Consider the following 26,122-nt stretch of genomic DNA (forward strand, 5'->3'; position numbering starts at 1 on the left):
GTATGCTTGAAACACTGCTGGGTTATAATTAGTGCAATATTAGCTAATTATAATCGCTGTGAATAATCTTCAGCAAAATAGCGTTGTATTTATCTGCATTGGTAGGTTATTCTAGGAGTACCCGTTCTTTTTTCGGATATTTTACCTCATAGGATACGGTCAGTTTCTTTTGCTGGGCGGGATTTATTTTTACCTGCCAAGTTAGTTTACCGGTTTCTTCTTCCACCGTGGCCTGGGACGATTCCAGCCTGGTAACTTCAATGTCTTTATTGGTAGAAACAGGGAATTGGTCTTCAACAATAAGGGTAATGGGTTGGGCTTTTTTATTACGGATGTTAATTTCAAAAGCTCTGGCTTCTTTCTTATTTGCTCCGATAAATTGTTTGGTTGTAAAATTTGGGAGCTTCGTTCTGCTAACGACAATGTTTTTGTCCCGCCCCAGAGACAACTGTAAGGTATCGGTAAAGGTTTGTACATCTAGTAAGGATTTGCCCAGAAAGGTGCCTTCAAAAAACAGATTGGCTTCGCCTTCCAGCAGATTGTATTCATCCCAATTGGTGATTTTAGCCATCAGAAAAGCATCCGGGTCTAACTTCGGTGTGCAATAATATTCATAGTCTGCAGGCACACTATACTCTTTCATATCCACCGTATACTGTTTGCCATCCGTCGGGATTGTGTAGGGATAGTCGATGCTGAAGGTTGCCTGTGTCTGGTTACGCACCATAGTGGCATTTACCGGAATGCTTGCCTCTTCCTGGTCCTTTTTCTTGGTTACAACGCCAGCTATTTTCCCAGCAAGGCCTCTGCTAACCCCATAGCCGGTAATCACCACTTCATTTAAGGACGTTATGTCTTCTTGTAGGGTGAAATTCATTACCGGTGAATGAATAGGCGATTCCAGGGTATGATAGCCAATAAAAGAATAGACTACCGTAGAAGAATTGGCTGGAATAGTTAATATATAGTTGCCATTGGCATCTGTTGACGTGCCAACGGTTGAACCTTTTATCTGTATATTTACCCCTGGCAAGCCATTTCCGTCGGATGCCGTAATACGTCCTCTGATTTGCCGGATATTTACACCGGCCATTGCCGGAGCAACCATTGTGGCATATGTGGTGGCATGTGGATGGAAAAAACTAAGTTGCCAGGGGGTAAGCACTGGTTTAGTGCCTCCTTCCTGCGGATTGCCAGTAGAAATGGTGAGTTTTACATTGTTCCAGTCCTCGCCGGATTGCTGAAATACATTAGCTTTATATACCAGGGAAATCGGGTTGCTGATGTTTTTTACCCGGATGTCATAGGTGGGGTGCCAGCCAGCCTGGTTTACCAGATAGCTTACCGCAAATTTTGCCTGAACGACTGTTTTACTGGATACTGTTACCACTATTTCGCCGGTAGGCTGATCTGGTTGGGCGTGTAAGGCATTGAGTTGTTTGTCTGTTATGGACATTTGTTCGGTCAGGCTGCGGATGGTTTTGCCGATTTCTAGCTGTTTTAGTTTTATTTCAGACAGACGTGTCCGGTAAAAGTCTGCCGCCTGTTTTAAGTCATTAATGTTTACTCCTTGTTGCTCTCCTCCGATTGCTTTATTGGCTTGTAATACCTGTTCTTCCTGTGCATATACGTTTAGCAGGCTATTTTCTACATCCAGGCGGTCTTGCAGGCTGATTTTTATCTTACTTAATCTATCAATTTCCTGATTCTTTTCTTGTTGCTGCAAGTAGTTTAACTGGTAGACAACAGAAAGAACGGTAAAATTTCCTTCGCTGCTTACTTGTATGCTTTGCGTTTGAATGTTGGGGGCAATATTGCTGAAAAGCAGGGTAGTCGTGCCAGGCTGAATCGTCGTGTTTCCCGTGCGTGTTACCTGGGCACCGGTAAGAAAAACCGTTACTTTATCAATGCTTGTGTTAACCGTTTTCCGGGGTGTTTCTGCCAGAAGTGTATGGTAAAAAAAAGCCAATACCAGAAGTAAATAACATTTTCTCATAACAATAAATTTAGTTTTACTGTATGATGCACGACAATGGGCCTATTCCATAAACAGTCTGAATTATTCTTCCGGACTATCTTTTAAAATAATTACCTCAGCCTGATAAAAATATTTCTGATAGATAAAAAAGGCTGTTACACCATTTACAGCAAATAATAAAAGGATAGGAATCCGGAAGAGTAGACTTACAAAATAAAAAATAACCAGAAAGAACACATGCCGGATGAACTTCTCCAGATCTAACTGGCGGAACAACACATAGCCATGAAAGATCAGTTGAAGACTCAATCCGAAAAATACCAGTTGCAATCCCAGCCATACGTCTATATCTCCGGCGAGATGGCGCATCAGCAATAGTATCTCTGGAACAAGTAAGCCCAAATACGTTACTGTATTATTGAAAAAACGCTTGTATAAAGACAAAGGGAGATTTTTGAAAATTAAAACATCCAGCTGTTCAAACCGGTTAAAGTGAAAGCAAAGGATAGCATTGGTGCTGAAGGCCATTAATCCTCCCAGAGCCAACAATACTGGAGAAAAATTTTCATATGTGTAAAGTTTTACTGTACCGGTAAGTAAGAACAAGCTGAACAACTTTGTGAGGAAATACAACGAACGTTGCTTTTGAAGTACCTGATAGAGAAAAAAAGTAAAATAGGGCTTGGTAAAATGTTGATCCAGATAAGTGCTCAGCCGGTTCTGTTTTTTTTCAGCAGTCATGTATGGCAGCCGGTATACATAATAAGCAGCTGCGCCACTAATTGTTACCAGATTGAAAATACCCAGTAGTAGCAAAGAACTTAATTGCCCGAAATGTATGGCATAATATCCCATAAAAGCAGAATAGAGCACAATAGGCTCATATAAAATGAATTGGACCAAAAGCATTCCTGAAAACTTTACAGCTGTTGGTAACAGGTAAATATTATGCAGAAACAGATTTTCTTCCTGTGCGAATGTCCGCAAGGTGAATTGAATAGTTTTAAGTGTATATACAGTCCATAACCCAAACACAAGTGCCATCAAAAAGTGGGAATGAACCAGGTAGGTAGCTATAGCAATGTGCTCAATAGGACGAAGCAAACCGAAGGCAAACGCAATGATGACAAAAAAGAAGCCAGCATTCAGGCGGTAGTACTCTACGCAAACCGTCCGGATAAGCACTTTGTAAATACTTCTATAGCTCATGCTGCAAATGGATGGTTTGCTGCGATACAACATAGGTGGCCTGAATAGCTAAGGAACTAAAGCCAAAATTCTGATGGGAAGAAAGCAAAAAGCCTACTCCGGAAGCATAGTATTCATTTATAAGCGTATATACTTTTTGTACCGTCTGATCGTCAAGGGTAATAAGGGGTTCGTCCAGGATGATGAGGGCGGGATTCCCTAAAAAAGCCAGTGCCAGAGAAAGTTTTTTGAGCATGCCTGACGAATAAGTGCCACAGGGTTTATGGTAGAAATCCGTTATGCCAAGTGTATTAATTAACTTTTCTTTTTGTGCTGGAGAGGCTTTTTTTGTTATGGCTATAAAATTGACCAGATCTTTGGCTGTTAGAAAATCCGGAAACACTGGCTCGGCTTCCCCGAAATTAATTAACATGCGGTAGGCTTGTGGCTGCGTTTTTCCACTAAAGCCTTGCTCCAGTTGAATGCTGCCTTCGTAGGGAAGCAAGCCTGCAATAGATTTAAACAAGGTGGTTTTTCCTGAGCCATTCTGGCCTTTTATCCAGAAAATTCCTTTGGGCAAAGCCAGTTGAGGTATTTGTAAGGCTAATACGCCATTATAATGTTTAGTGTAGTTCTCAATAGTTAACATGCATGTTGGTCAGAAGCCCGTTCCCTGTAAAGTAGGAGAAATTACAAAAATATACCAATGTGCAATAAAAAAAGCCTCTCAAGATGAGAGGCCCTTTTTCAATTTTTTGTTAAACTATTGCATTATGCAGGTTAATACATTGCTGCCTGCTTATGTAACAAGCAATAAAGCCTGAATTAGTAAAAACTTGGTGAATCAGGTATAGGTAAACTTTTTGCCTGAAGAAAACAGTAATCAAGTAGTAGGCTTGCTACGGATTTCTGGCCAGAGAATCTTAAACAAAGTTGAAAGTAGTGGTATAAAAAAAGTTGTTGAATCTGTTAAAAACTGCCTTTCAGACATAGAATGTATAGAGTAAAAGACTATGCACATACCTGCCGTAGTTATTTGCCTAATTCCTGTAAGGTATCTGATGCATGAATATGTTTGCCAGGCAGGGCTTGCTTGGCAATAACTAACATTGCTTTAGCAACTTTATAGCCTTCAATGGGCTTGTATTTTTTGAGGCCGCCTATCATTAAGGCACTAAACGCCGGCATCACCTTTTGGGCAATAGCCTCTCCCGTGCGGCTTTCATTGCGTTCGCCTAATAAAAGCGAAGGATGAAAAATATGAAACGAGGGGAATTGCAAGCCAGTAATCAGGTCTTCTACTTCTCCCTTCACCCGGTTGTAAAAAATGCTGGAATCTTTATTGGCACCCATAGAAGTTACTAGCAGGTATTGCTGTGCCCCTTGCTGGCGGCCTAACCTGGCGGCTTCATAGGGATAGGTGGCATCTACCTTATAAAAGGCTTCCTGCGAACCGGCTTTTTTAATGGTAGTGCCCAGGCAGCAGAATATGTCATCGACCTTAAAAGCATTAATATGTTGCTGCAACTTGTCATAATCTACTGTTATTTGCTCTAGCTTGGCATGTTGCAGTTGAATGGGTTTCCTGACGAAAATTCGCACGGTGGAATATACCTTATCCTGCAAAAGTAACTCAAGCAGGTGGCTGCCAATGAGCCCGGTTGCTCCTAGTACAAGTGCTTTCCTGCTATCAGGTATCAACGATTGAGATGTTGCCATGCGTAAAAAGGTGGATTATCCGTTTGTTTCTATGCGTTAAACATACATTTTTTGTGACCATTTTACTAGCAAGGCTTCAAATTCCTGTTGTAGCTGCTGCGCTTTGTCTTTGGCATACCAGGCATGGACCGTTTCTGTAAACTGACTATAGGGGATTTGTGGGTTTTTCTTGTATTCCATCACCATGGCTTGTAACACGGCCGGGCGTGGACCCCAGGTACCTATTTCCGTTAACTTACCAGCTTGCAGGCAAATAAGTTTAGGGATAGAACGTGCCCCGTTAGTCAGATACTGGTTCATTAGTTCTGGGTTTTCATCGCGGAGCAGGAGTTTTACAGAAATGTTGTCATTTACGGCAGCCATTTTAACAAGTACCGGAATAGTCTGGGCAGCATCGCCACACCAGCCTTCCGTTAAAATCAGCCATATCCATTTAGCTTGTACCCCTTTGAGTGTTTCAACCAGATGCTCGTTCAGCACAGCGGTTTTATCCCACCGGTGCATGCGTTGTATGTTTAACTTAGTGTATTGCACTAGTTCGGGTGTTTGCTTGGGTCCGGTTGTCTGGTTACGTGCCAGGAGTTCATCGAGCATGGTACGGTATTCTGCGTAAGTATGGGCAGCATCCAGCTTTTTTTGGGTGATAACCGATGGGTTTTCCATAGTTTTCTGGTTTACACACTTTAACTAAAACTCTTGCTAAAATGTTAGTGAATGATGCTAAACAAAAGTCCCGGATTTGGGTGCCGGGACTTTTGCGAAGAGAAGAATAGATCAGTTCTAGAACTTGAGTATCCGTGTGGTAAATACTTCCCCTTCTACTATAAGTTGAATATGGTAGAGCCCACCCCGGCGGCTTTGCAAGACCTGGCTCATCTGCCGGCTTAGCTCCAGTGCATTACCCTGGCCACTATAAATAACGTTACCTTCCGGCGAGCGAAGTGTTGCCTCCATGGTTTGCTGTTGAAATTCAGTTACAATATGTATTAAACCATTGGTAGGGTTTGGCCAGAGAGACAGCAACTTTTCTTTCAAGTCGCTCAATAAATTATCCGTAATGGTCAACGCAAATGTAGCATGGCTTGCATCGATAGCTAATCCCTTGCTGGTTTCACTAATAGTGAAGGTAAGTGTTTGCGGGGATTTCTTTTTAACGGCGTTCTTATCTGGAATTACCTCAAATGACACAGTGGTTGCACCTGCCGGAACTACCAGGGTGATTTTTCCTGCAGATCCATCCGGACTGATTATGTAATCGCCTTTCCCATGTAATCCGTATCTGGCCTTGGTAGAGATAGAAACTGTGATCGTTTCCTCCTGTAGTTTAGGTTTAGATAGCGTAAGCGTAATAGGGTATTTTCCATCCCGTTCGTCAATAGTGGCCGAAGCAGGCTCTGTAAAACCCACCACCGGATTCTGTAAGCTAAATCCAGTTAGTACCGGATCATGGTCTGAAGAACGGAAAGGGTTCGGCTGGTATAAATAATCTGGGTTAAACTCAGTATTATAATCTAATGCCCGAGGCTCGTCTGCATTGATGTGCCATTTGCCACCACCAGTAAACTGTTCATACAGGCTTGGAGAAACCAGGGCATGGTCCAGTGAACCGGACTGGCCGTCGAACAAGTAGGAATAACTTTCCGGGCCAAACAAACTAAGATAGCCAGCTGCCCGCAAAACGTCTATGGGATCTTCTTCAAAATACGCATTCAGGTCGCCCATTAGTAACACATCCGGATCTTTTGCTGTTGGAATTACCGTTGTATTAATAAAATTTACTAGCGCCTGCGCTTGTTCAATCCGGTCTTGATTAAAGTTGCCTTGTCCATCGCCCTGGTCTGCATTAAGTCCGGTGCCGGTGCCACTTTTGGATTTAAAATGGTTAATAATTGCCGTTAGCACCTCTCCATTGGTGTTCAGCTTAAACGTCTGAGCCAAAGGTGGACGGTTGTGTACTGGAGTAGGGTCTGCAAGTGCTGCCCCGAGTGGCGTTACAATGCCAGGTTTGTAGATGAAAGCAACTTTAATCTGATCAGTGCCTGTGCCGCCATTTACCGGATCACGAATATAGTCGTAGGTGCCTGCGCTCAGTTGTTCATTTAAGCCATTTACCAGGTCAGCAATGGCAGAGGTAGGGCCATCTCCATCATTTTCCAATTCAATAAGTCCCACAATATCGGCATTGAGTCCTTGCAGGGCAGCAATGATTTTAGCACGCTGGCGGTTAAATTCTTCAGGGGTTGTAGCGCCTCGGGAGGTAGGGAATCCGCCTCCCTGCCCATCTCCATTAAAATAGTTGAGCACATTAAAACTAGCTACTGTTACGTTGGCATTTCCGGTTGAAGGAGCCTGTATGGGGCGGGCAGCATAATTGAATTGAGGTGCCTGCGTTGGCTGAATACGGTACACATTAAACCCAAAACCTAAAATACCAGTCAATTCACTTACCTGACTGCCAACACGTAAGGTGTTTTCATCTGATAAATAAGGTACTGTGGTGGGATTCTGCGTGTTGCTGCCATCGTCAAGTAGAATAGTATGCAAAGCATTAGCGGTTTGCTGACTAACAATAGCCGCTTTGTTGTCCTGATCATTTTCTGTGCCGGCTGCAGGGATGTCGGTGGGGTCAATAAAGTTAGTTGGGTTGAACAAACGTCCATCGGTTTCAAAGGGATATTCTGGCTTGGCAGACAAAAGCACTTCACCAAAACGGGCCAGATTAAAGTTTTCTGTAACGGTCAGTGTCTGCTGGAATTGCACCAGCATTCCCTCATATCGTTCCAGATCAGTAGTAGCAAATACTGGTAAAGCAATTGTTACAGGGGTGATGCTGGCCGTTCCATCTTGAATAGCAATACTTACATTATCCCCGGTGTTACCGATCTGCGTCTGGTTAAACACTTCCCGTACTGGTCCGGTTACTTGTACTACCTGACCTTCAGTTGCGGTTGTATTGCTGAAGACAAAAATACCATCAGACGTAGCTAAGTCACCATCCCCGGAAATATCCTGAATATAAAATCCATTCAGGCCGGTACTTCCTTGGTAATCTCCGGTTACTATACCAGTAGTTGTTACCGTTTGCCCAACTAATGGGCTTGCTAGTCCGCTTCCCTGAATGGTATAGATTGGGGTAATGGGTGTGGCATCATCATTCAAAAGGGTGGCTGTGCCCGAAAGGTTACCAGGGGTGGCTCCCTGAACATCTGTAATAGCCACAGCAAACGTTTCATCCTGCTCGGCTTCTGTATCTCCGTTTACTTCTACCGTGAATGAGTACGTTGTAGCGCCAGCAGCTATAGATACACCTGTTAAGGACTGAGCTTGGTAATCACTGTTGGCTAGTGCGGTACCATCAGCAGTAGCTATGCTAAAGCTGACAGGCGAAGTAGCAGCCGGCGATAAAGATATAGTAAAAGTGAAATCAGTACTGCCACTGTTGCCTTCTTGTTTGGTTACATCACTTATCGAAAGTACTGGCAACCGTATGCCACTATTCTGGCAATCTGCTTCATGCGTTCCTAAGCCATCAACTATATCAATAGCTAAGCCTTCCCATTCTACAGTAGGATCAAAGACATTGCTGCCATCTGCATCTCCGGAAACTACGGTTTTTTTCCGGCGAAGGGTATTATCAGCTGTAGAAGTAAGGCCGCTACCCCATTCAGTGCCAGGGTCAAAGCCTATCTGACCTATTCTATCAATAATTGTAGTACCTTTTCGCAAAACTACCACATCATCTCCGTTGAACCATCCGGCCCCATTGGTTTGATCTGCCTGGGCTAAAATAGCCGCATTGGCTCCGGCTTGCGCAAGTATAAATACGTCTCCTTTGGCTACACTACCGGTTAAGTTAATAGTTAGTCCGGCAGAGGTAGCTCCGTTAAAATACATCTGCACATTATACCCGGATGCGGCTAAATCAATAGTATTGCTCGTGCCATTATAAATTTCTAAAGCTTTGTTGTTGCTGCTACCTTCTATGTATTCAGAAAAAAAGAGTTCATTGGTAAAACAGTCGACAGTATGTGTACCCAATCCATCAAAAGTATCGGTAGCTAATCCATCCCATTCAACTGAAGGATCAAACGCATCGGCAGGGTTATTTTCTCCAGTTAATACAAAAGATTTCCGGCGAAGGGTGTTATCAGCTGTGGATGTAAGGCCGCTGCCCCATTCAGTGCCAGGGTCCGTCCCAACCTGACCAATTACATCTATAATTGTTCCTGTAGGGCCACCTTTGCGAAGCACAATGGCGTCGTCTCCATTAAACCATCCGGCTCCATTGGTTTGGTCTGCCTGGGCTAGAATCGTTGAATTGGCAGTAGCCTGTGCAAGTACAAATACATCCTTAGCTACTACTGTTCCAGACAAAGCAATACTTAATCCGGGTGTTGCACTGCCATTAAAGTACATTTGAACTACATATCCATCCGTTGACAGGTTTACTGCTTCGCCTGTGCCGTTATAAATTTCCAGGGCTTTATTGTTACTACTGCCTTCTATGTATTCGGAGAAGAACAAACCAGAAGACTGGCTCCAGAGATTTCCGGCACTGGCTGCCAGCAGAAAGAAACTCATCACGGCCAGAAGAGTAACTTTGCGTAAATGTTGATTCATAGGTATGGTTTAGGTTGATGAGTTGTAAAGGTAATCCGAACAGATAAATGTAAGACAATGGGTATGTTAATTGTTTGTCATTATTCTGTTATTTTCAGATGATCTTGTGCTCTGTTGTGCTGCAGGCATACCGGATAACAGGACTTACCTAAGCAAGTTGGCTGAAAAATCAACATATACGTATATACATTTATTTCCATATGCATGCTCTTTGAAAGGCAAATCAAGACAGGCAGAAAGTAGTATTGAACATAATCCTATGTAACTATGAGTCAACATGTATTAACTTACAAACCACTATTTATAGATGCACTGTTAGGTAAAAGACGTGTAACTGGCGGTCTGGCATTTGAACATAAATTGCACCCGGAGTGGTTTGATTTCAGTCAGGACAGCCTTTATTATATAGATAGTTATTTGTTATCGGTGTTTGCCTTCTACGACGAACTGGAAGAAAAACAGATTGAAAATACCATCTGGGCCATTGGATTTTATGTGGGGGAAGTAATCCGCAGGCATTCTGAGAAAGCCTATCAATGGAAGAATTGGGAAGAGTTTTTTCCGTACCAGAAAGCTGATATACAGGATAACTACTTTCAGACCATGGGAACTTCAGCCGTGTTGGTGACAGCAGATAATACATTTATTCTGCCAATTAGCCGGGTAATAAAGTTTCTGAAAGAAGGTCCGGAAAATAGCCTGCATTTTTATGCCAGCCAGGAAATTTTAACAGCTGATGTGTAATAGGGGACTTACTTAATTCTACTACATAATGTATGTGGTTAGCTGCTGGTTTTTCAAACTTTCTATTTTAAGAGGAAGTTTAGATGAAGGTGCTAGTTCCACATATACTTGATCTCCAACTACATATTTTTCATGATCAGCTATCGCAATAGTAAACTCTTCCTGATTAGAAGTGATCAGTTTAACCAATTGTTTTTTTTATCTATATTTTTCTGCTCAATAGTGGTAATGAAAGTCCACTTATGCATAAATGCCAAATCTGATTTAGTTTGGACCATTATCTGGTAAATAGGTCTATTTATCCACAACAGTACAGAGTAGGAGGTATTGATAAAATAAAAAATTTGATTACATAATCATCCCAACTCATAGTTGCCCATCCTTTTATAGGGAAGCCTGTTAGAAGAAGAGCAAAAAATAAAGTTAAGAAAAGAATTCGCCTGGCTGCTTCTAAACTACTTAGATCTGTAGCAAGACAGAATTTCAATTCTTCAATATCTGTTTGAGTAAGGGGCTTTATCCTTTCATTTTTAATTCTCACTTATACAGCTTAATAATATTTTACCCAAAAATGATACATATATTTATAAATCTTCTCTAAAACCGCAGGCTGAAAACCGTGCCCTCATTTTCTACCGATTGCATTTGAATACTGCCTTTGTGCAATTGCATGATCTGTTTAGACAAACTCAGCCCAATACCAGAGCCATTTTTGTTGGTAGTAAAGAAGGGAATAAAAATATTTTCTGCCAGCGAAGGAGGAATACCAATCCCATTATCTATTACTTCCAGAATCGGGCGGCCATTTTCACCTAGTTTCCCTACTAACTTAACAACAGGTTTTTCGCGGTTTTTTACAGCTTCAGCAGCATTTAATACCAGGTTAATTAATACTTGCTCTATCAGGCGGGCATCTACCTGTAATAGCAGGTGCGGAGGAACAACCGATATTTTCAATTCTATATTTTTCTTCTCCAGATCCGTCTGCATCAATTTCTGAATGGTTTCAAACAATTCCTTCGCCGTAACATCACTTAGTACCGGGTCGGAGATTTTACTCATGTTGCGGTACGTTTCAGCAAATTTCAGCAGGCCTTCGCTACGCTTGTGAATTACTTCTACGCCTAAAGCTACATCTTCAAATACATCCCGTACAGCATCGCCATCTACCATATCACCGGCCGTATCTACCATAATCAGGTCTTCTGACTGATGAAGCCGCTTCACCAGGGTATCGGACAGCGAAGCAATAGGAGCCACCGAATTCATGATCTCATGGGTCATTACGCGGAGCAGTTTTTGCCAGGTGGCTGTTTCATTTTCTTCCAAGGCAGAGCTTACGTTCTGGAAAGCAATTAACATAAACTTTTTGCCATGAGCCTTAAAGGTAGTGGCAGAGAGCATTAACTTTAACGTATTCTGATTTATATCCAGCCGGAGTAGTTTCTGTTCGCCTACTTTGAGGGTGGTAATGGCCTGATATAAGGTTTCATTTTTCTTCTGGAGGGTTTTTATGTTCTTCAAATACGGCACATTCAGCATCTTCTTAAACGACTGGTTCATCATCTCTACTTCACCGGTCGTATCAAAAGAAAGAATTCCGGTATCTATAAACTCTATAATGGTTTGCAAATACTGATGATGGGTTTCCTTCTCAAACCGCAGTTGCCGGAACGTATCATGCACTTCATTAAAGGCATGGCGGAGTTCCTTGAAAGATTGAGGAGCTTCCCGTTCGTTAAAGTGATAGGAAAAGTCGGTGTATTTTACGGCCATGATAAATTTGGCCAGTTCATTATTGGTTTTGCTTACAAAATTTACTAGCTCTACCAGCAGCAGGGCTGTAAAAACGCCCAGGGAGCCAATAATGTAATTATTTTTTAGCTCAAAAATGCAGTACACCAGCAGCAGCAACGTGCCAAAAAGCAGCAGTACACGAATAATTACGCCTGCGTTAAATCTGTTAAATGTCATGTTTTTCCAAACGTCTGTACAAGGCGGTACGGGTAATGCCTAATTCTCTGGCTGCTTTGGTAATATTGCCCTGGTGTTTTTCGATCACCCGGAGAATGGTGTTTTTTTCCATTTCATCCAGGCGTAAAGCATCCCCGGCAGATACCACTTCCGGGGTAGCTTCAAAATGGGTAAACACAAAATCATCGGGGCGCAATACACTCCGCTCAGCCATAATTACGGCACGTTCCACCGCATGTTGTAATTCCCTTACATTTCCGTGCCAGGAATATTGCTTTAATTTTTTTATAGTTGCTTCTTCAAACTGCGGAACCGGTTTATTATACTTTTTGGCATAAATTCCGGCAAAGTGTTCGGCCAATACAATAATATCATCGCCCCGCTGGCGCAGTGGTGGCAGGGTTATTTCTACGGTATTTACCCGGTAAATTAAGTCTTTCCTGAACTTATTTTGCGTAGCCATTTCATAAATAGGCATATTGGTAGCGCAAATCAGGCGGATGTCTATATCTACGGGTTTGTTGGTACCCAGCCGGGTAACCTGCCGGTTTTGAAGTACAGTTAATAATTTTGCCTGATGCGGCATGGCAATATTCCCGATTTCATCCAGGAACAAAGTACCCCCCGAGGCAGTTTCAATGCGGCCAACGCGGTCTTCCTTGGCATCGGTATAGGCTCCTTTTTTATGTCCGAATAATTCGCTTTCAAACAAGGTATCGGTTAACGAACCCAGATCTACGCTGACAAATGGTTTATCGGCCCGTAAAGAAAACTTGTGCAAAGCTCTGGCAATGAGTTCTTTGCCGGTTCCGTTTTCTCCTAAAATAAGTACATTGGCATCTGTCGGGGCTACTTTCTCAATCTTTTTGCGTACGTCCATCATCACTTCCGAATTGCCGATCAGTTCAGAGAAAGAGAACCCTTCTTTGGGAGCAGGCGCATGATTTTCTTTTACCTCTACAGAAACTTGTTTTTTGGATTTATTCTGGCTTTTCTGGTAAGCGTCAGCAATGGTGGCCAGCATTTTATCGTTGCGCCAGGGCTTCAGAATAAAGTCCGTAGCTCCCTCTTTCAATGAACGGACGGCCAGCTCCACATCGCCATAGGCGGTGATCATAATTACTACAGCCTCTTTGTCTTTTTCCAGTATCTTTTTCAACCAGAAAAATCCCTCATTACCGGTGTTTAAGGCACTTTTGTAGTTCATATCCAGCAGAATCACATCAAACTTATCTTTTGACAAAATGCTTAAGATTCTTTCCGGATTTTTTTCAGTAACTACTTCTTTTACTTCGGGCTTTAGCAGCATTTTTACGGCTACCAGCACATCATTATCATCATCAACAACTAATACTTTGGCGTTTTTGGATATCATACAGGAGAGATTCCTTAAGTTAGAAGATTATACAAGTTTATAATTTTCTGTATTCTAACAAATATACAAAATCTGCCGTCAATCGAAAATTGTCCGAAACCGAACAGATATTGTATCATAACCGTACACTACTATATGTAATTAAGATTTTTTGTACTGATAATCAGCATCTTATAATTAGGCATATTTTTTTGGTATAGGGTTATCAGCTGATTGAGTGAATACAAGCAATACCGATTGCTACTTAGATGCAAAAAATAACAAACCGTTGCTTATAATATATAAAAAATTTATCTTAAAAACATGGACAGAGTAATTGAAAAAAAGAAGTGGCCGCCAAAAAAGATCATGACGTATGTGGGTGTGGCGTTATTAGTTACCTTAATTCTGGCAAGTTACTTCTCCACCAACGGAAATTCCAAGCTAAATGTAGATGAGCAGAAAATAACTATCAGTGAGATCAGGAAAGGAAGCTTTCAGGAGTTTATTCCGATTAACGGAGTAGTAATGCCCATTAAAACCATTTACCTGGATGCCATTGAAGGAGGAAGAGTAGAAGACTTGTTTGTAGAAGACGGAGCCATGCTAGAGAAAGATCAGCCTATTATGAAACTAGCAAATACCGATCTGGAACTGGACCTGGCCAATCGCGAAACTGCCGTATTTGATCTTATTACCAACATGCAACGTTTACGCAGCGAAGCCGAGCAGAACAGTATCCGGCAACTAAACCAGCTGGCTGAAGTAGACAATGCCCTGGCCGAAGCAGAAAGACTGTATACGATGAATAAAAAGTTGTTTGATGAAAAAGTAATTGCCGAGCAGGAATACAAGTCCAGTAAAAATATGTATGACTTTCAGGTTCGCCGCAAGAAACTTACCGAACAAACCCTGCGAAACGATTCAGTTTCCACCAAACAGCGGCTCAGACAAATGCAGGAATCCGTTGACCGTACCCAGGTTGCCCTGAATCTGATGCGCAAAAAAGCCGATGACCTGACCGTAAAAGCACCAGTAGCCGGCCAATTAACTTCTTTGAATGCAGAAATTGGAGAATCTAAAACCCGTGGGCAGCGCCTGGGCCAACTGGACGTACTGAGTGGCTTTAAAGTACGGGCTGATATTGATGAACACTACATTTCCAGAATATTTGCCGGCCTGAAAGGAATGTTCACCTTTGCTGGAAAAGACTATGAACTGAGCATCAAAAAAATCTATACACAAGTAACGGATGGACGTTTCCAGGTAGATATGGAATTTACCGGAGAAGTTCCCAATGGCATCCGCCGCGGACAAACACTGCAAATCCGCCTTGCTTTAAGCGACCAGACACAGGCTGTATTATTACCTAGAGGTGGTTTCTACCAACAAACCGGTGGTAACTGGATATACAAACTGAATGAAGCAGGTGAAAGTGCTACCAAAGTAGATATTCGCCTAGGCCGCCAGAACCCGGAATATTATGAGGTAATGGAAGGCCTGCAACCCGGTGATAAAGTAGTTACTTCGAGCTATGAAAACTATGGAGATAAAGATGAGTTGCGGATAAAGAATAGTGAGTAATGTAAATTTGTAAATGTGAAGATTTGAAAATTTACATTTTAACAGCCTGACCTTCTAATTTAACCATAATACGCTTTACGCAATTTAAAAGTAACTGATTAAAAATCAAATCAACAACCTAAACAGATCATTTTTATATTTCCTAATTATCATATTCTCAAATTAAATACAGTCATTCGTCCATAATCATTAACTTTTCCTGCCATGATACAAATTGAAAATTTAGAAAAAACCTACCGGACCGAAGAGGTAGAAACAGTAGCGTTAAACAAAGTATCCATAGAAATTAAAGATGGAGAATTCGTAGCCATTATGGGACCCTCCGGCTGCGGAAAATCTACTTTATTGAATATACTTGGGCTACTGGATAACCCCGATTCAGGTAGTTACAAGTTTCTGGGACAGGAAATAGCCGGCTTTAATGAAAGGAAACGGGCCAATTTGCGCAAACAAAATATAGGTTTCGTATTCCAGAGTTTCAACCTGATAGATGAGTTAACAGTGTATGAAAACGTGGAACTTCCCTTGTTATATCTGAAAGTGCCTGCTTCTGAACGCAAGAAAAAAGTTGAAACGGTGCTGGAGAAAATGCAAATGATGCACCGCCGGAACCACTTTCCACAGCAACTCTCCGGTGGTCAGCAGCAACGGGTAGCGGTAGCCAGAGCCGTTATTAACAATCCGAAATTGATATTGGCGGATGAGCCGACCGGTAACCTGGACTCCAGCAATGGAAACGAAGTAATGCAGTTGCTGACTGAACTGAACGATGCCGGAGCTACAGTGATAATTGTTACCCACTCCAACCACGATGCGGCCTACGCCCACCGCATTATCCGCTTACTGGACGGACAGGTAGTGATGGAAAATATCAACGAACAGTTTGCCGTGTAACGTAACAGGACTACGCTAGACTAAAATCTTTTTTCAAACTTTTAATTACCTATTAAAACAAATCAGTTAATTCCCTATTTTGGAAGCTAATAAATTATGCTGGAGAGCCTATGAACCCTCCCGGCTGATTTATTAGCTTTTCTGTTTAAAAAATTAACATTTTTCCTTATTCCTGTGAACCTAAGAAAGATACTTTTACCTGTTGCCTTATGTTACTTCATGCAGGCTCATGCCCAAACAGACCTGCAAAAGCACTTCAAAAATTGTAACCTGCCAGGCAGTATCACGATCTACGATTTAAAAAATAATAAGTGGACCTACAGTGATGAAAAAGATGCAAGCAGGGCTACAGTGCCAGCCTCTACCTTTAAAATAATAAATTCCTTAATTGCCCTGGAAGAAGGCGTAATTAAAGATGAAAATGAAGTGATGAAATGGGACGGAGTACAGCGGGACATAAGCCCCTGGAATGCAGACACGGATATGAAAAATGCCTACAAAAACTCCACAGTTTGGTTTTATCAGGAATTAGCCCGGCAGATTGGCAAAGATAAATATGCGGCTTACCTGAAAAAATGTACCTACGGCAACCAGAAACTCACTTCAGCTATTGACCGCTTCTGGCTGGATGGCAGCCTGGCTATTTCACCAAAAAACCAGGTAGAGTTTTTAAAGAGTTTCTATGAGGAAAAATTACCTTTCTCCAAGCGGTCGTATGAGATAGTGAAGCGCATCATGCTGCAAGAGGTGCCCGAGAATGCTACCTATGAATTGCGGGCAAAAACCGGATGGGGGAAAGTAGAAGCACAGGATATTGGCTGGTGGGTAGGTTACGTAGAAAAAAAAGACAATGTATATTTTTTCGCTACCAGGGTGCAAAAGCCAATAGAGATCACAAACGAAAACTTTATGGATTGCCGAAAGGAAATTACGAAGAAGGTGTTAACGGATTTGAATATTCTACCTTAATATTAGTTGATGCAGTCAATTCCTAGGATTCAGTAAAGCATAATAGCGTAAATCAATATACTGGCCGTTTTTGATCTCACATTCTTTGTGTGTTCCTTCAAAATTGAAATGCAACTTCTCTAGAAGACGGCAGCTGCGATGGTTCTCTGTCTCAACAATTGCCTCAATCCGGTGTATCTGTAATTGGGTGAACGCATAATCAATAATAACTGGAATACATTCAGACATAACACCAGAGTGCCAGTAGTGGGGTAAAAGCCAATAGCCCATTTCGGTGCGTTTGTGTTCTTTCTTCCAATCATTAAATCCACAGGCTCCAATAAGAGTTTGCTGATTAGTTAGAGAACAAATACCCCACCATATTCCGGTTTGTTTCATTAACAAACTATCATACCAATCCAGCTGCCGTTGAACTTCTTGCAACGATTGATAGGAAACACCATAATATTGAATAACCTGTGGGTCAGATAAGCCCTCAAATACTTTTTCTTTATCCGTGTCCACAATTTGCCGGAGGGCAAATCGGGGTGTTTGTAGGGTAGGAAACATAGGTTTACTGCGGTAATAACAAAACACCTCCTAGAGTTTGAAACTCTAGGAGGTGTTTTGCTTAAATAAATGGTTACTTACTAGCTACAGCTATTTTCTCACTTGTTTGCTTAGTATACATAGCTGTATTGTTTCCGCTTCCATTATAAATTACCCGCCAGATACGTCCTTTCTGGGAGTCGGCAATATAGAGCGAGCCATCCGGACCTTGTGCCAAGCCCATGGGCCTGTATTTAGCGTTATCAGGGCTTCTTAACGTATCAGTGCCTGTAAAACCCTGGGCAAAAATTTCGTAATCGCCGGAAGGTTTGTCGCCATTGAAGGGCACGAAAGCCACCAGATAGCCTGCCTGTGGCCGCGGAGCCCGGTTCCAGGAACCATGGAAAGCAATGAAAGCCCCGTTTTTATATTTGTCAGGAAACATATCACCAGTATAAAACAATACATCGTTAGGTGCCCAGTGCCCTGGAAAGGCCATAATAGGTTTATCCATGCCTTCGCAACGGTCTATTTTCTTGCCGTCGCCGCCATATTCAGGATTCAGCACTTTTTTGTTCTGCTGATGATCATTATAGCAATAAGGCCATCCGAAATTAGAACCTTCTTTTACCAGCATAAATTCTTCAGAAGGAAGCTCTACGCTTTGTTCCTCCGTATACAAGGTAGGCCAGAAGGGGTTCAGCATATCGCGGCCATGTTGCAGGGCATACAAATTATTCCCATTCTTGTTCCAGTCAATAGCTACGGCATTGCGGATACCAGTAGCATACCGCTGGCCATCTTTCTGTGTCTGGTTTGGCTGGTCGACTTTAAAACGCCAGATACCACCAGCATACTCCAGAATAGGGCAGGGGTCTTGACCCTTCACACCGGGCTGGCGGTCTGGCTCCTGACAGGCATTGGAAGGAGCCCCAATATTCACATACAGATTTCCTTGCCCATCAAAGGCAATGGATTTGGCAGCGTGTTGCCGTTCAGAAGTAAGCCCTGAAACAATGGTTTCAAACGTCTCGGAAGGCTTCAAGTCATTGCCATTTAATTTATAGCGGAACACGGCAGAGTCTGGGGCGAAATATAAATACCCGTTCCGGATGTCTATACCAGTACCAGGATATTGCCCGAACCGTTCTATCTGATTGGCTTTCCCATCATTATCGGTATCGCGAAGAGCCACAATAGAGCCGCCTCCTTTGGGTTCCCGGAGAGATACATAGATATCGCCATTATCCCGCACAACCATATGGCGTGCACGTCCCAGAGTATCGGCTACGACAATAGCACCAAAATCAGTGGGCAGTTGAATATCCCCATTGCCTGGGTCTGCTTGTAGCCCGGCTGTGGTTTTTTCGGATGATTGATCTTTTTGCTGGGTGGAGGAGCTATCACAACTGCTTAATAAACTACATACGGCAAAGGCAATACCAGGCAAATACCTGAAGCTGACTTTCGCAATACGTTGGCTGATCAATAACACAGGTTTTTTCATGATTTATGGGTTTAATTTACTCATTGCCCCTGGCTACTTTTTAAATTCGTAGGCCATTACTTTGTTATCAAAAAACGTAGGCACCAGCAGCAAATTCTGAGAGGCTATGTATTCAATATCGGCGGCATTTACTTTTTGTTCTTTGGTATCCAGTAACACTTGTTTTTCGCCTTTGCTGTTGATGTACGATACTTCGCCATTCCAGTTAGAAACCAGATATTCGTCTTTTCCGACCATTACCACACCATCGCCACTGCTGACGCCTTCGGCGAACTTTGTCATTTTTTTGTCCTTAGTACTGATTTTATAAAATGCACCATCCGCATCCATGTCCAGCATAGCCAAATCGTTGCCCATAGCCAGCAGGCCATTTGGTTTTTTTAAATCTTTGTTTTCCATCCAAAGTTCAACTTTGTCGTTTTGAACCCGGAATATTTTCTTGGTATCGGAGTCGGAAACGTACACCACCCCTTTGCTATCTACGGTAACATCATTAAGGAAAGAAGCTCCGGGTACATCAATGGTTTTTAGTACTGCTCCGTTGGCCGTGTTAACAACAAGTACTTTCGTAAGGTCTGCAATGTATAATTTGTTGTTGTATACACCCATCCCTTTGGGAGCATCCAGGCCTTTTACCCACTCCAGGTTTTCTACTTTGCCGTTCAGGGATACTTTGGAAATAAACCCATTACCGTCTTTGTCTCCGGGTTTGCCCACAATGTTGGAGACATAGAGTACATTTTGTTTCTGGTCATACAAGACAGATTCAGGCACATTTAATACAGCTTCCGTTTCCCATTTTTTTGTCAGCGTAGCCTTGCCTTGATAAGAGGTTGGCGGAAGAGTGGCATTGGTGAATAAACAGCTAAGTAGCAGCGCACTGGCGAAAAATTGAGTTTTCATAAATATATTCAGGGTTTAGGTAAAAAAATAGTCTTATGTAAATACTGCTAAAGCAACACATCTTTTATAAAAAATGCAAGCGCCAGACCACGAATTCACAGATTAAACAATGTAAATCAATACCAGATCGCTTGTATAGGGGAGAGAGGATAAACCGGAAAACAAACTACCTGGGAACAACGCTTGAAAATTCTTCAATCTCAACCCATGGTTCAACCTAGTTAGCTTCCCACTTTTCCATATTTCCATCCGGGTATTGGACATAGCAGGCTTTGGCTTTATATTTTTTTAGCAGCTTCTTGCCTTTCTTCAGGCCTACAATACTTATGGTAGTCGACAACAAATCAGCTGTGGTGCCATCGGCAGCAATAACGGTAACCATTACCTGGTGAGTAAGGCCTAGTCCGGTTTGCGGATCAATAATATGTGAATACCGCTTACCGGCTATTTCTACGAACTGATATAGATCACCCGAAGAGGCCATTCCGGCATGCGTTAAGCTTACCTGCTGCATAGCTGATGCTGGAGCTTTGTTTTCTGGTAGAGAGCCTATTTCCACCTGCCATCCTTGTTGCCCGGGAGGAGCTGCACGAACGGCAATATTGCCGCCTCCATCTACCAAAGCTGAAGAAATTCCGTGCTGTGTGAGTACTTTCATGGCCTCGTCAACGGCATACCCTTTGCCAATAGCACCCAAATCCAGTTGCATCCCTGGCATGGTGAGTTCGATGGCTTTCTCATGCGGAAAAAACCTTATATGCTGATACCCTACTGATTTTTTTGCTTTTGCCAGCGCCTCCTGGGAGGGTAGTTCTCCTTGCCGTCTGGAACGCCGCCAAAGTTTGCTGTATGGTCCTGCGGTAATATCAAAAACGCCGTTACTGAGTTTAGATGCTTCAGTCGATTTTGTTAAAATATACCACAAGTCTGGGCTTACCTGTACTTTTTGCCCCGTTCCGGCTGTAGCAGAAAGTTGGTTCAATTCACTAGCTGCCTTATAATCACTTAGAATATCATTCAACTGATCAACCCGCTGAAAAGCACTACTGGCTGCCTGGTTTGCCTGAGTGCTGTCAGGTGCATGCAGCACAATCCGGAACAGCGTGCCCATTTGTTTGTGCAGAAACTGGTACCGGTGAAGCGAGTCAATAGCTTGTGCAGATGCAGGGACCTTAGCCGATAGAAAAATGAAAGATAATAGACAAATCAGGTAAAGCCTGCCTGAGTTTAGAAATTGAATCGCTTTGTCTATTTGTTGCTGTGTAATTTTATTTCTTTCCGGTTCTAAACTTTCCACAATCTCCAGGTATAATTTAAATAAATAGTAGATTTTTTCTAAATTCAAGGCAAAATTAAGCTTTTATCCGCTAATTACTTTTTAAGCAGAGAAGTCAGCAGGCGCTACACAACTATTGCAACGACATTATTTAACCCTAACTTATACTCTATTCTCATGAAACGCAGAGATTTTTTTGTAAAATCAAGTTTAGCTGCCGGTACAGCTGCCCTTACCGGATTAAGTACTTCCTCAACTGTGCTTGCACAATCTAAGCCTGGTACGAAAGCACCTGCGGCCGATCCAAAAAATAAATTTAAACTAAATTATGCCCCGCATTTCGGCATGTTTGAAAACAGTGCCGGAAAAGACCTGATTGACCAGCTGAAGTTTATGGCTGACAATGGATTTATGGCCCTGGAAGACAATGGGTTAATGGGCCGCCCGGTGGAGATGCAGACTAAAATCGGAGAGACGCTGGCTAAACTCGGCATGACCATGGGCGTATTTGTGGTAGACAAAGGAGGCAACTCTCAGAATTCTCTGGCGGCTGGCAAGCAGGAATATATTGATATTTTTCTCAACGGTTGCAAGCGGGCTGTAGAAACGGCTAAGCGGGTAAATGCTAAATGGATGACTGTTGTACCAGGTGATTATGAGCGGAATTTACCCATTGGAATTCAGACAGCCCATGTGGTAGAAGCCTTGCGGCGGGGTGCTGAAATACTGGAGCCGCATGGCTTGACAATGGTATTGGAACCGTTAAGTGATACACCCAATCTGTTCCTCCGCTACTCCGACCAAACGTTTCTGATCTGTAAAGCGGTAAATAGCCCTGCCTGCAAGATATTATTTGATATTTATCACATGCAGAAAAACGAAGGCCGCCTTATCTACAACATGACCCACACCTGGGACGAAATTGCCTACATTCAGATTGGCGATGAGCCCGGACGCAAAGAACCGACCACTGGGGAGATTAACTACAAAAATGTATTTGAATTTATTCATAAAAAAGGCTTCAAGGGCGTAATGGGAATGGAACATGGCAACTTCAAACCAGGAAAAGAAGGAGAACTGGCTTTAATAGAAGCCTACCGCCAGGTAGATAGCTTTAAGGTATAACCAATAGATAGGTTACCATAAAACAAAGGGACAAGTTTTAAAACTTGTCCCTTTGTTTTATGGTAACCGCTGTTACTCCTCTACCTCCAGCAATTCCAGGATATTGGCCAGGTCATCAAAATCTTTAAACCCAGGTCTTATCTCATGGCTGCCTTTCAGGGCAATTCCTTTCAGGAAGGTGTTTTTTAATAAAGACTGAACCGTTTGTTCATAAATACCAAAGCCCAGGATCAATGAAAATTCTGCAGAAAGTATGGTTAGCTGTTCTAAAACTTTTGCCGAAATAGCATCCTGTTTAGAAACGAGTACAAAATACGCTACATAGGGTTGTATAGCCTGGTAATGATAGGTAAACCACTGAGCTGTAAAATCTCCATCTACCCAAACCTGGCAAAGCAGGGGAGTGCCAATGGCCCGTAATTTCTGCCAGTCTGAGGATGTTTCTGTCATAATATAATCTACCGGATAAGCCTGAAGCAACGTTTCTGCATCCTGGTCAGCAGCTTGAGGCACTACACCTACCGTATGTATACCGGCCACCCATTCGGTAATTGCTTTAAACGAACCAGGTTCTATGTACGAACTATCTTGCGGATCTAAAGTAAACCCAAGCATTTCTACACCCATGCCAGCACAATAGCGGGCATCGCTTAAGTTAGTAATATTGCTAACCAGTACTACTGTTTGTAAAGCCATATGCATGTAATAGAGAAAAAACTATCGGAATAGCCAACTTGTTTTTGTTTATAGTTTTATGATGTAGTGGGGAAATCCATAATGCAAAGTTGACAATGTAGTGGGGAAATCCAAATATAAAATCAACTGATAACCATCTAAGGCTATCCCTGCAATTGTATACGCATCTTCGACCAGATAAATTGCCGGAATGGAGTAAACTCAAACTTGGTTTTATATGTTCCTACACATATACGTTGAAAATTCAACACACTTACCATCCAAACGATGAATACAGACTCGAAACTTAAACTGAGTATACTAGACCAGTCCCCGGTACGCAAAGGCGGCAACGCCCGGCAAGCCCTGCTGGAAACCACCCAGCTTGCCCAACTAGCTGAACAATTAGGCTATGTCCGCTTCTGGGTATCCGAACATCATAATATTATTAGTCTGGCTGGCTCCACACCAGAAGTACTGATTGCTCACCTGGCCAACCATACTCAGCACATCAGACTTGGTTCCGGAGGTATTATGCTGCCTAACCATAGTGCTTTAAAAGTAGCAGAAAACTTCCGGATGCTCGAAGCCCTTTTTCCAGGAAGAATAGACTTAGGCATAGGCCGTGCTCCCGGAGGAGATAAATTGACGGCCTATTTGCTAAATCCCTCTAACAACTTTAACGAACAGGATTTTGTACAGCAGCTAATTGACCTGCAAGGCTTTTTATCAGACGATAGTGAAGAGGGCACCATCCACGAAAAAATTAAAGCTATTCCACAGGCTCAAACTATTCCAGATCTGTGGATATTGAGCTCCAGTGGATCGAGTGCATCGGTGGCCGGTCACTTTGGAATGGCTTTCGCCTTTGCTCATTTTATTAACCCGATGGGAGGTCCACAAGCCGTGGCTGCTTACCGTGAACGGTTCAAACCTTCTGTGCGCCTTCAAACTCCCCAGGCGGCGGTAGCTATTTTTGTGCTCTGTGCCGATACAGCCGAAAAAGCAGCGCAACTCCAGGCAATTATGGATTATCAGATGGTACGCATGGAACAGGGGATCATTAATGGATTTCCCTCGTATGAAGAGATTAAAAATTTTGAGTATACACCTGCCCAGCTTGCCCGCATCGAATATAACCGGCACAGGGTAGTAAGCGGCACCCCTGAGCAGGTGAAGCATAAGCTAGAAACACTGGCCGCTCAGTATGGCGTAGACGAAGTTGTAGCTGTAACGATTACTCATGATTTTGCAGACCGTATACGTTCCTATGAACTTCTGGCCGAAGCCTTTGCCCTACAAACATATCAGCCAGCAGAGGCAGAAGTTTCTTAAAAAGACCAGTTCTTCAAGGTTGAAAATAAAGAAAACCAGCTATAAAATACGCCTGAAAAACAGGCGTATTTCTGTTAAAAAAGGAACCTGCAACTATTTGTTTACTGTTTGTACAATAGCCAGTATATATCTGTTCAATCGAACAAAATAAAACAGGCTAAGTTATCCGTTATACACATACAGTAAATAAAAAAATCAGTACCCGGCGATCGTAGTCTGATGAGAATAGGGTAAACGGGTTTATCATCTTTATTAACCATTTTATGATAAAATTGAATGTTCGTGTGCGCCAGCTGCACCTACGTAACTTTGGAAGGAATACCATTGGGGCAAGTTTGCTAGCTTTTTCAGTAATGCTAGGCGCTTGCCAGAAAAATTTTGAAGAAGATCCGGTCCCAACTACCGATCCGGATGTACAAACGGAGCAGACCGATAATGAGTGGATTCTGGAAAACATGCAGACCTATTATTTCTGGAACAAGCAATTGCCTGCCAAACCAGATATGACTCAGGTCCCGGAAGATTTCTTTAATTCTTTATTGTACAGCTATGATGCGGCTGCCCGTCCCGATGGTGACCGGTTTTCGTTTATCGCTGCCGATGCAGAGGAGTTACAAGCCTCATTAAGTGGCGAAGGTACCTCTACCGGAGCGGAGTTTAATTTGTATCTGGCCAGACAAGGGTCTGATGAAGTAATTGCACAGATCTTGTATGTATTGCCAGGCTCCCCGGCAGATAAAGCAGGCCTCAAAAGGGGAGATATTATCGAACAAATAAATGGACAGACACTTACCAGAAGCAATTATTCTAGTCTGTTATTCGACCAGAATACGATGGTTGTAGGGTATTCCAACTGGCAGAACAACCAGTTAGTAAAATCAGATAAAACTATCAGCATTACCAAAACAGTGATCCAGGAAAATCCAGTACTATTGGATTCTGTTTACACAGTAAGTGGTAAAAAAATAGGGTATCTGGTATATAACCAGTTTATTCCAGGCCCGAATGGAAGCAATGTCAACACCTACGATTTGCAGTTAGACCAGATTTTCTCCCAATTTAAGGCAGAAGGAATTAATGAACTGATTCTGGATTTGCGCTATAACCCAGGGGGCTATGTGTCTTCTGCGGTGAACCTAGCTAGTTTGATAGGTAAAAATGTAGATGCGACAAAAACATTTTACCGCCAGGAGTGGAATGAAACGTTAACCCCTGAGTTGGAAAAGGAGTTTGGTGAGGAGTTCTTTGTCAAAAAATTTACAACTAAATCTGAAAATATTGGTAATCAGCTTAGCCGTGTTTACGTACTCACATCCCGCCGTACCGCCTCTGCCAGCGAACTTATTATTAATGGACTGAAGCCGTATATGGAAGTTATCACCATTGGTACGCAAACTACTGGTAAAAACGTCGGTTCTATTACAATTACCGACGATACGGGTAAGAAAAAATGGGGATTACAACCCATTGTGTTTAAATCGTATAATGCACAAGATCAGTCAGATTATACAGCAGGTTTTCCACCTACCCTACAAGCCGAGGAACCTCTGGAGCTATTGCCTTTGGGAGATACTAAAGAGGCTATTTTAAACAGAACATTGTTGCAGATTACCGGTGCTCCAACGGCCCGTTTGAGAAATCTGGAAGCTGCTCCGCTGCCCTATGCCGGTTCTTCCTTAGAACGCAAAGCTGCCGGAAGCAATATGTTCGACGGGCAGATTAAACGTTTGCCAGAAGTTCAGTAAGGAT

The 26,122-nt window shown here is 42.6% G+C and carries 20 protein-coding genes; 7 read left to right on the top strand and 13 right to left on the bottom strand.

Annotated elements, in window-relative coordinates:
- Window positions 1–106: 106 nt before the first annotated feature.
- The 6 genes from Q0590_RS22645 to Q0590_RS22670 form a co-directional block, all read right to left on the bottom strand.
- Entirely contained in the window at window positions 107–1,996 is a 1,890-nt protein-coding gene (locus Q0590_RS22645) for a DUF4139 domain-containing protein (RefSeq protein ID WP_302039893.1), read from the bottom strand.
- A 63-nt stretch (window positions 1,997–2,059) separates the two neighbouring features.
- Entirely contained in the window at window positions 2,060–3,187 is a 1,128-nt protein-coding gene (locus Q0590_RS22650; protein WP_302039894.1) for a hypothetical protein, read from the bottom strand.
- Complete coding sequence (locus Q0590_RS22655) at window positions 3,177–3,815, bottom strand: ATP-binding cassette domain-containing protein (RefSeq protein ID WP_302039895.1); 639 nt, start codon at window positions 3,813–3,815, stop codon at window positions 3,177–3,179. The genes Q0590_RS22650 and Q0590_RS22655 overlap by 11 nt, the downstream gene beginning before the upstream one ends.
- 383 nt (window positions 3,816–4,198) lie before the next feature.
- Complete coding sequence (locus tag Q0590_RS22660) at window positions 4,199–4,885, bottom strand: oxidoreductase (protein WP_302039896.1); 687 nt, start codon at window positions 4,883–4,885, stop codon at window positions 4,199–4,201.
- Between the two features lie 36 nt (window positions 4,886–4,921).
- On the bottom strand, window positions 4,922–5,548 hold the full coding sequence (locus Q0590_RS22665) for a thioredoxin family protein (RefSeq protein ID WP_302039897.1): 627 nt from the start codon (window positions 5,546–5,548) through the stop codon (window positions 4,922–4,924).
- 117 nt (window positions 5,549–5,665) lie between these two features.
- Window positions 5,666–9,505 carry an ExeM/NucH family extracellular endonuclease gene (locus tag Q0590_RS22670; RefSeq protein ID WP_302039898.1) on the bottom strand — a complete coding sequence of 1,280 codons (3,840 nt, stop codon included), beginning with the start codon at window positions 9,503–9,505 and terminating at the stop codon, window positions 5,666–5,668.
- Between the two features lie 267 nt (window positions 9,506–9,772).
- Between Q0590_RS22670 and Q0590_RS22675 the strand changes: the two genes are divergently transcribed.
- Entirely contained in the window at window positions 9,773–10,249 is a 477-nt protein-coding gene (locus tag Q0590_RS22675; protein ID WP_302039899.1) for a hypothetical protein, read from the top strand.
- Between the two features lie 597 nt (window positions 10,250–10,846).
- Here Q0590_RS22675 and Q0590_RS22680 read toward each other — a convergent pair.
- On the bottom strand, window positions 10,847–12,223 hold the full coding sequence (locus Q0590_RS22680; protein WP_302039900.1) for a sensor histidine kinase: 1,377 nt from the start codon (window positions 12,221–12,223) through the stop codon (window positions 10,847–10,849).
- On the bottom strand, window positions 12,213–13,598 hold the full coding sequence (locus Q0590_RS22685) for a sigma-54-dependent transcriptional regulator (RefSeq protein ID WP_302039901.1): 1,386 nt from the start codon (window positions 13,596–13,598) through the stop codon (window positions 12,213–12,215). The genes Q0590_RS22680 and Q0590_RS22685 overlap by 11 nt, the downstream gene beginning before the upstream one ends.
- Window positions 13,599–13,901: 303 nt before the next feature.
- Between Q0590_RS22685 and Q0590_RS22690 the strand changes: the two genes are divergently transcribed.
- The 3 genes from Q0590_RS22690 to blaOXA all read left to right on the top strand — a co-directional run bounded on the left by Q0590_RS22690 (window position 13,902) and on the right by blaOXA (window position 17,024).
- Window positions 13,902–15,161: an efflux RND transporter periplasmic adaptor subunit gene (locus Q0590_RS22690; RefSeq protein WP_302039902.1), complete on the top strand. Its 1,260-nt coding sequence runs from the start codon at window positions 13,902–13,904 to the stop codon at window positions 15,159–15,161.
- A gap of 204 nt (window positions 15,162–15,365) precedes the next feature.
- Complete coding sequence (locus Q0590_RS22695; protein WP_302039903.1) at window positions 15,366–16,055, top strand: ABC transporter ATP-binding protein; 690 nt, start codon at window positions 15,366–15,368, stop codon at window positions 16,053–16,055.
- Between the two features lie 219 nt (window positions 16,056–16,274).
- Window positions 16,275–17,024 carry a class D beta-lactamase gene (blaOXA, locus tag Q0590_RS22700; RefSeq protein WP_302039904.1) on the top strand — a complete coding sequence of 250 codons (750 nt, stop codon included), beginning with the start codon at window positions 16,275–16,277 and terminating at the stop codon, window positions 17,022–17,024.
- 15 nt (window positions 17,025–17,039) lie between these two features.
- Here blaOXA and Q0590_RS22705 read toward each other — a convergent pair whose 3' ends face one another.
- The 4 genes from Q0590_RS22705 to Q0590_RS22720 form a co-directional block, all read right to left on the bottom strand.
- Window positions 17,040–17,573, bottom strand: a complete 534-nt coding sequence (locus Q0590_RS22705) for a GNAT family N-acetyltransferase (RefSeq protein WP_302039905.1) — start codon at window positions 17,571–17,573, stop codon at window positions 17,040–17,042.
- Between the two features lie 73 nt (window positions 17,574–17,646).
- A complete protein-coding gene (locus Q0590_RS22710) occupies window positions 17,647–19,059 on the bottom strand; it encodes a PQQ-dependent sugar dehydrogenase (protein ID WP_302039906.1) in 1,413 nt (470 codons plus the stop codon).
- Between the two features lie 33 nt (window positions 19,060–19,092).
- Complete coding sequence (locus Q0590_RS22715; RefSeq protein WP_302039907.1) at window positions 19,093–19,962, bottom strand: SMP-30/gluconolactonase/LRE family protein; 870 nt, start codon at window positions 19,960–19,962, stop codon at window positions 19,093–19,095.
- Window positions 19,963–20,179: 217 nt separating this feature from the next.
- On the bottom strand, window positions 20,180–21,307 hold the full coding sequence (locus Q0590_RS22720) for an FAD:protein FMN transferase (protein WP_302039908.1): 1,128 nt from the start codon (window positions 21,305–21,307) through the stop codon (window positions 20,180–20,182).
- Window positions 21,308–21,415: 108 nt separating this feature from the next.
- Between Q0590_RS22720 and Q0590_RS22725 the strand changes: the two genes are divergently transcribed.
- Window positions 21,416–22,363, top strand: a complete 948-nt coding sequence (locus Q0590_RS22725; RefSeq protein ID WP_302039909.1) for a hydroxypyruvate isomerase family protein — start codon at window positions 21,416–21,418, stop codon at window positions 22,361–22,363.
- A gap of 72 nt (window positions 22,364–22,435) precedes the next feature.
- Here Q0590_RS22725 and Q0590_RS22730 read toward each other — a convergent pair whose 3' ends face one another.
- A complete protein-coding gene (locus Q0590_RS22730) occupies window positions 22,436–23,059 on the bottom strand; it encodes a beta/alpha barrel domain-containing protein (RefSeq protein ID WP_302039910.1) in 624 nt (207 codons plus the stop codon).
- 267 nt (window positions 23,060–23,326) lie between these two features.
- Here Q0590_RS22730 and Q0590_RS22735 point away from each other — a divergent pair, with 267 nt between their 5' ends.
- Window positions 23,327–24,373 carry an LLM class flavin-dependent oxidoreductase gene (locus tag Q0590_RS22735; protein ID WP_302039911.1) on the top strand — a complete coding sequence of 349 codons (1,047 nt, stop codon included), beginning with the start codon at window positions 23,327–23,329 and terminating at the stop codon, window positions 24,371–24,373.
- A 263-nt stretch (window positions 24,374–24,636) separates the two neighbouring features.
- Window positions 24,637–26,118 carry a S41 family peptidase gene (locus Q0590_RS22740; RefSeq protein WP_302039912.1) on the top strand — a complete coding sequence of 494 codons (1,482 nt, stop codon included), beginning with the start codon at window positions 24,637–24,639 and terminating at the stop codon, window positions 26,116–26,118.
- Window positions 26,119–26,122: the final 4 nt, after the last annotated feature.

It is taken from the genome of Rhodocytophaga aerolata (assembly GCF_030503435.1).
GTDB lineage: Bacteria > Bacteroidota > Bacteroidia > Cytophagales > 172606-1 > Rhodocytophaga > Rhodocytophaga aerolata.

What these genes read in the sequence shown, in the direction of transcription:
- Q0590_RS22710 (WP_302039906.1), bottom strand. Translation starts at nt 19,059, where the DNA reads ATGAAAAAACCTGTGTTATTGATCAGCCAACGTATTGCGAAAGTCAGC.
- Q0590_RS22740 (WP_302039912.1), top strand. Translation starts at nt 24,637, where the DNA reads ATGATAAAATTGAATGTTCGTGTGCGCCAGCTGCACCTACGTAACTTT.
- Q0590_RS22650 (WP_302039894.1), bottom strand. Translation starts at nt 3,187, where the DNA reads ATGAGCTATAGAAGTATTTACAAAGTGCTTATCCGGACGGTTTGCGTA.
- Q0590_RS22685 (WP_302039901.1), bottom strand. Translation starts at nt 13,598, where the DNA reads ATGATATCCAAAAACGCCAAAGTATTAGTTGTTGATGATGATAATGAT.
- Q0590_RS22660 (WP_302039896.1), bottom strand. Translation starts at nt 4,885, where the DNA reads ATGGCAACATCTCAATCGTTGATACCTGATAGCAGGAAAGCACTTGTA.
- Q0590_RS22715 (WP_302039907.1), bottom strand. Translation starts at nt 19,962, where the DNA reads ATGAAAACTCAATTTTTCGCCAGTGCGCTGCTACTTAGCTGTTTATTC.
- Q0590_RS22730 (WP_302039910.1), bottom strand. Translation starts at nt 23,059, where the DNA reads ATGGCTTTACAAACAGTAGTACTGGTTAGCAATATTACTAACTTAAGC.
- Q0590_RS22690 (WP_302039902.1), top strand. Translation starts at nt 13,902, where the DNA reads ATGGACAGAGTAATTGAAAAAAAGAAGTGGCCGCCAAAAAAGATCATG.
- Q0590_RS22695 (WP_302039903.1), top strand. Translation starts at nt 15,366, where the DNA reads ATGATACAAATTGAAAATTTAGAAAAAACCTACCGGACCGAAGAGGTA.
- Q0590_RS22655 (WP_302039895.1), bottom strand. Translation starts at nt 3,815, where the DNA reads ATGTTAACTATTGAGAACTACACTAAACATTATAATGGCGTATTAGCC.
- Q0590_RS22705 (WP_302039905.1), bottom strand. Translation starts at nt 17,573, where the DNA reads ATGTTTCCTACCCTACAAACACCCCGATTTGCCCTCCGGCAAATTGTG.
- blaOXA (WP_302039904.1), top strand. Translation starts at nt 16,275, where the DNA reads ATGCAGGCTCATGCCCAAACAGACCTGCAAAAGCACTTCAAAAATTGT.
- Q0590_RS22680 (WP_302039900.1), bottom strand. Translation starts at nt 12,223, where the DNA reads ATGACATTTAACAGATTTAACGCAGGCGTAATTATTCGTGTACTGCTG.
- Q0590_RS22645 (WP_302039893.1), bottom strand. Translation starts at nt 1,996, where the DNA reads ATGAGAAAATGTTATTTACTTCTGGTATTGGCTTTTTTTTACCATACA.
- Q0590_RS22735 (WP_302039911.1), top strand. Translation starts at nt 23,327, where the DNA reads ATGAATACAGACTCGAAACTTAAACTGAGTATACTAGACCAGTCCCCG.
- Q0590_RS22725 (WP_302039909.1), top strand. Translation starts at nt 21,416, where the DNA reads ATGAAACGCAGAGATTTTTTTGTAAAATCAAGTTTAGCTGCCGGTACA.
- Q0590_RS22665 (WP_302039897.1), bottom strand. Translation starts at nt 5,548, where the DNA reads ATGGAAAACCCATCGGTTATCACCCAAAAAAAGCTGGATGCTGCCCAT.
- Q0590_RS22675 (WP_302039899.1), top strand. Translation starts at nt 9,773, where the DNA reads ATGAGTCAACATGTATTAACTTACAAACCACTATTTATAGATGCACTG.
- Q0590_RS22670 (WP_302039898.1), bottom strand. Translation starts at nt 9,505, where the DNA reads ATGAATCAACATTTACGCAAAGTTACTCTTCTGGCCGTGATGAGTTTC.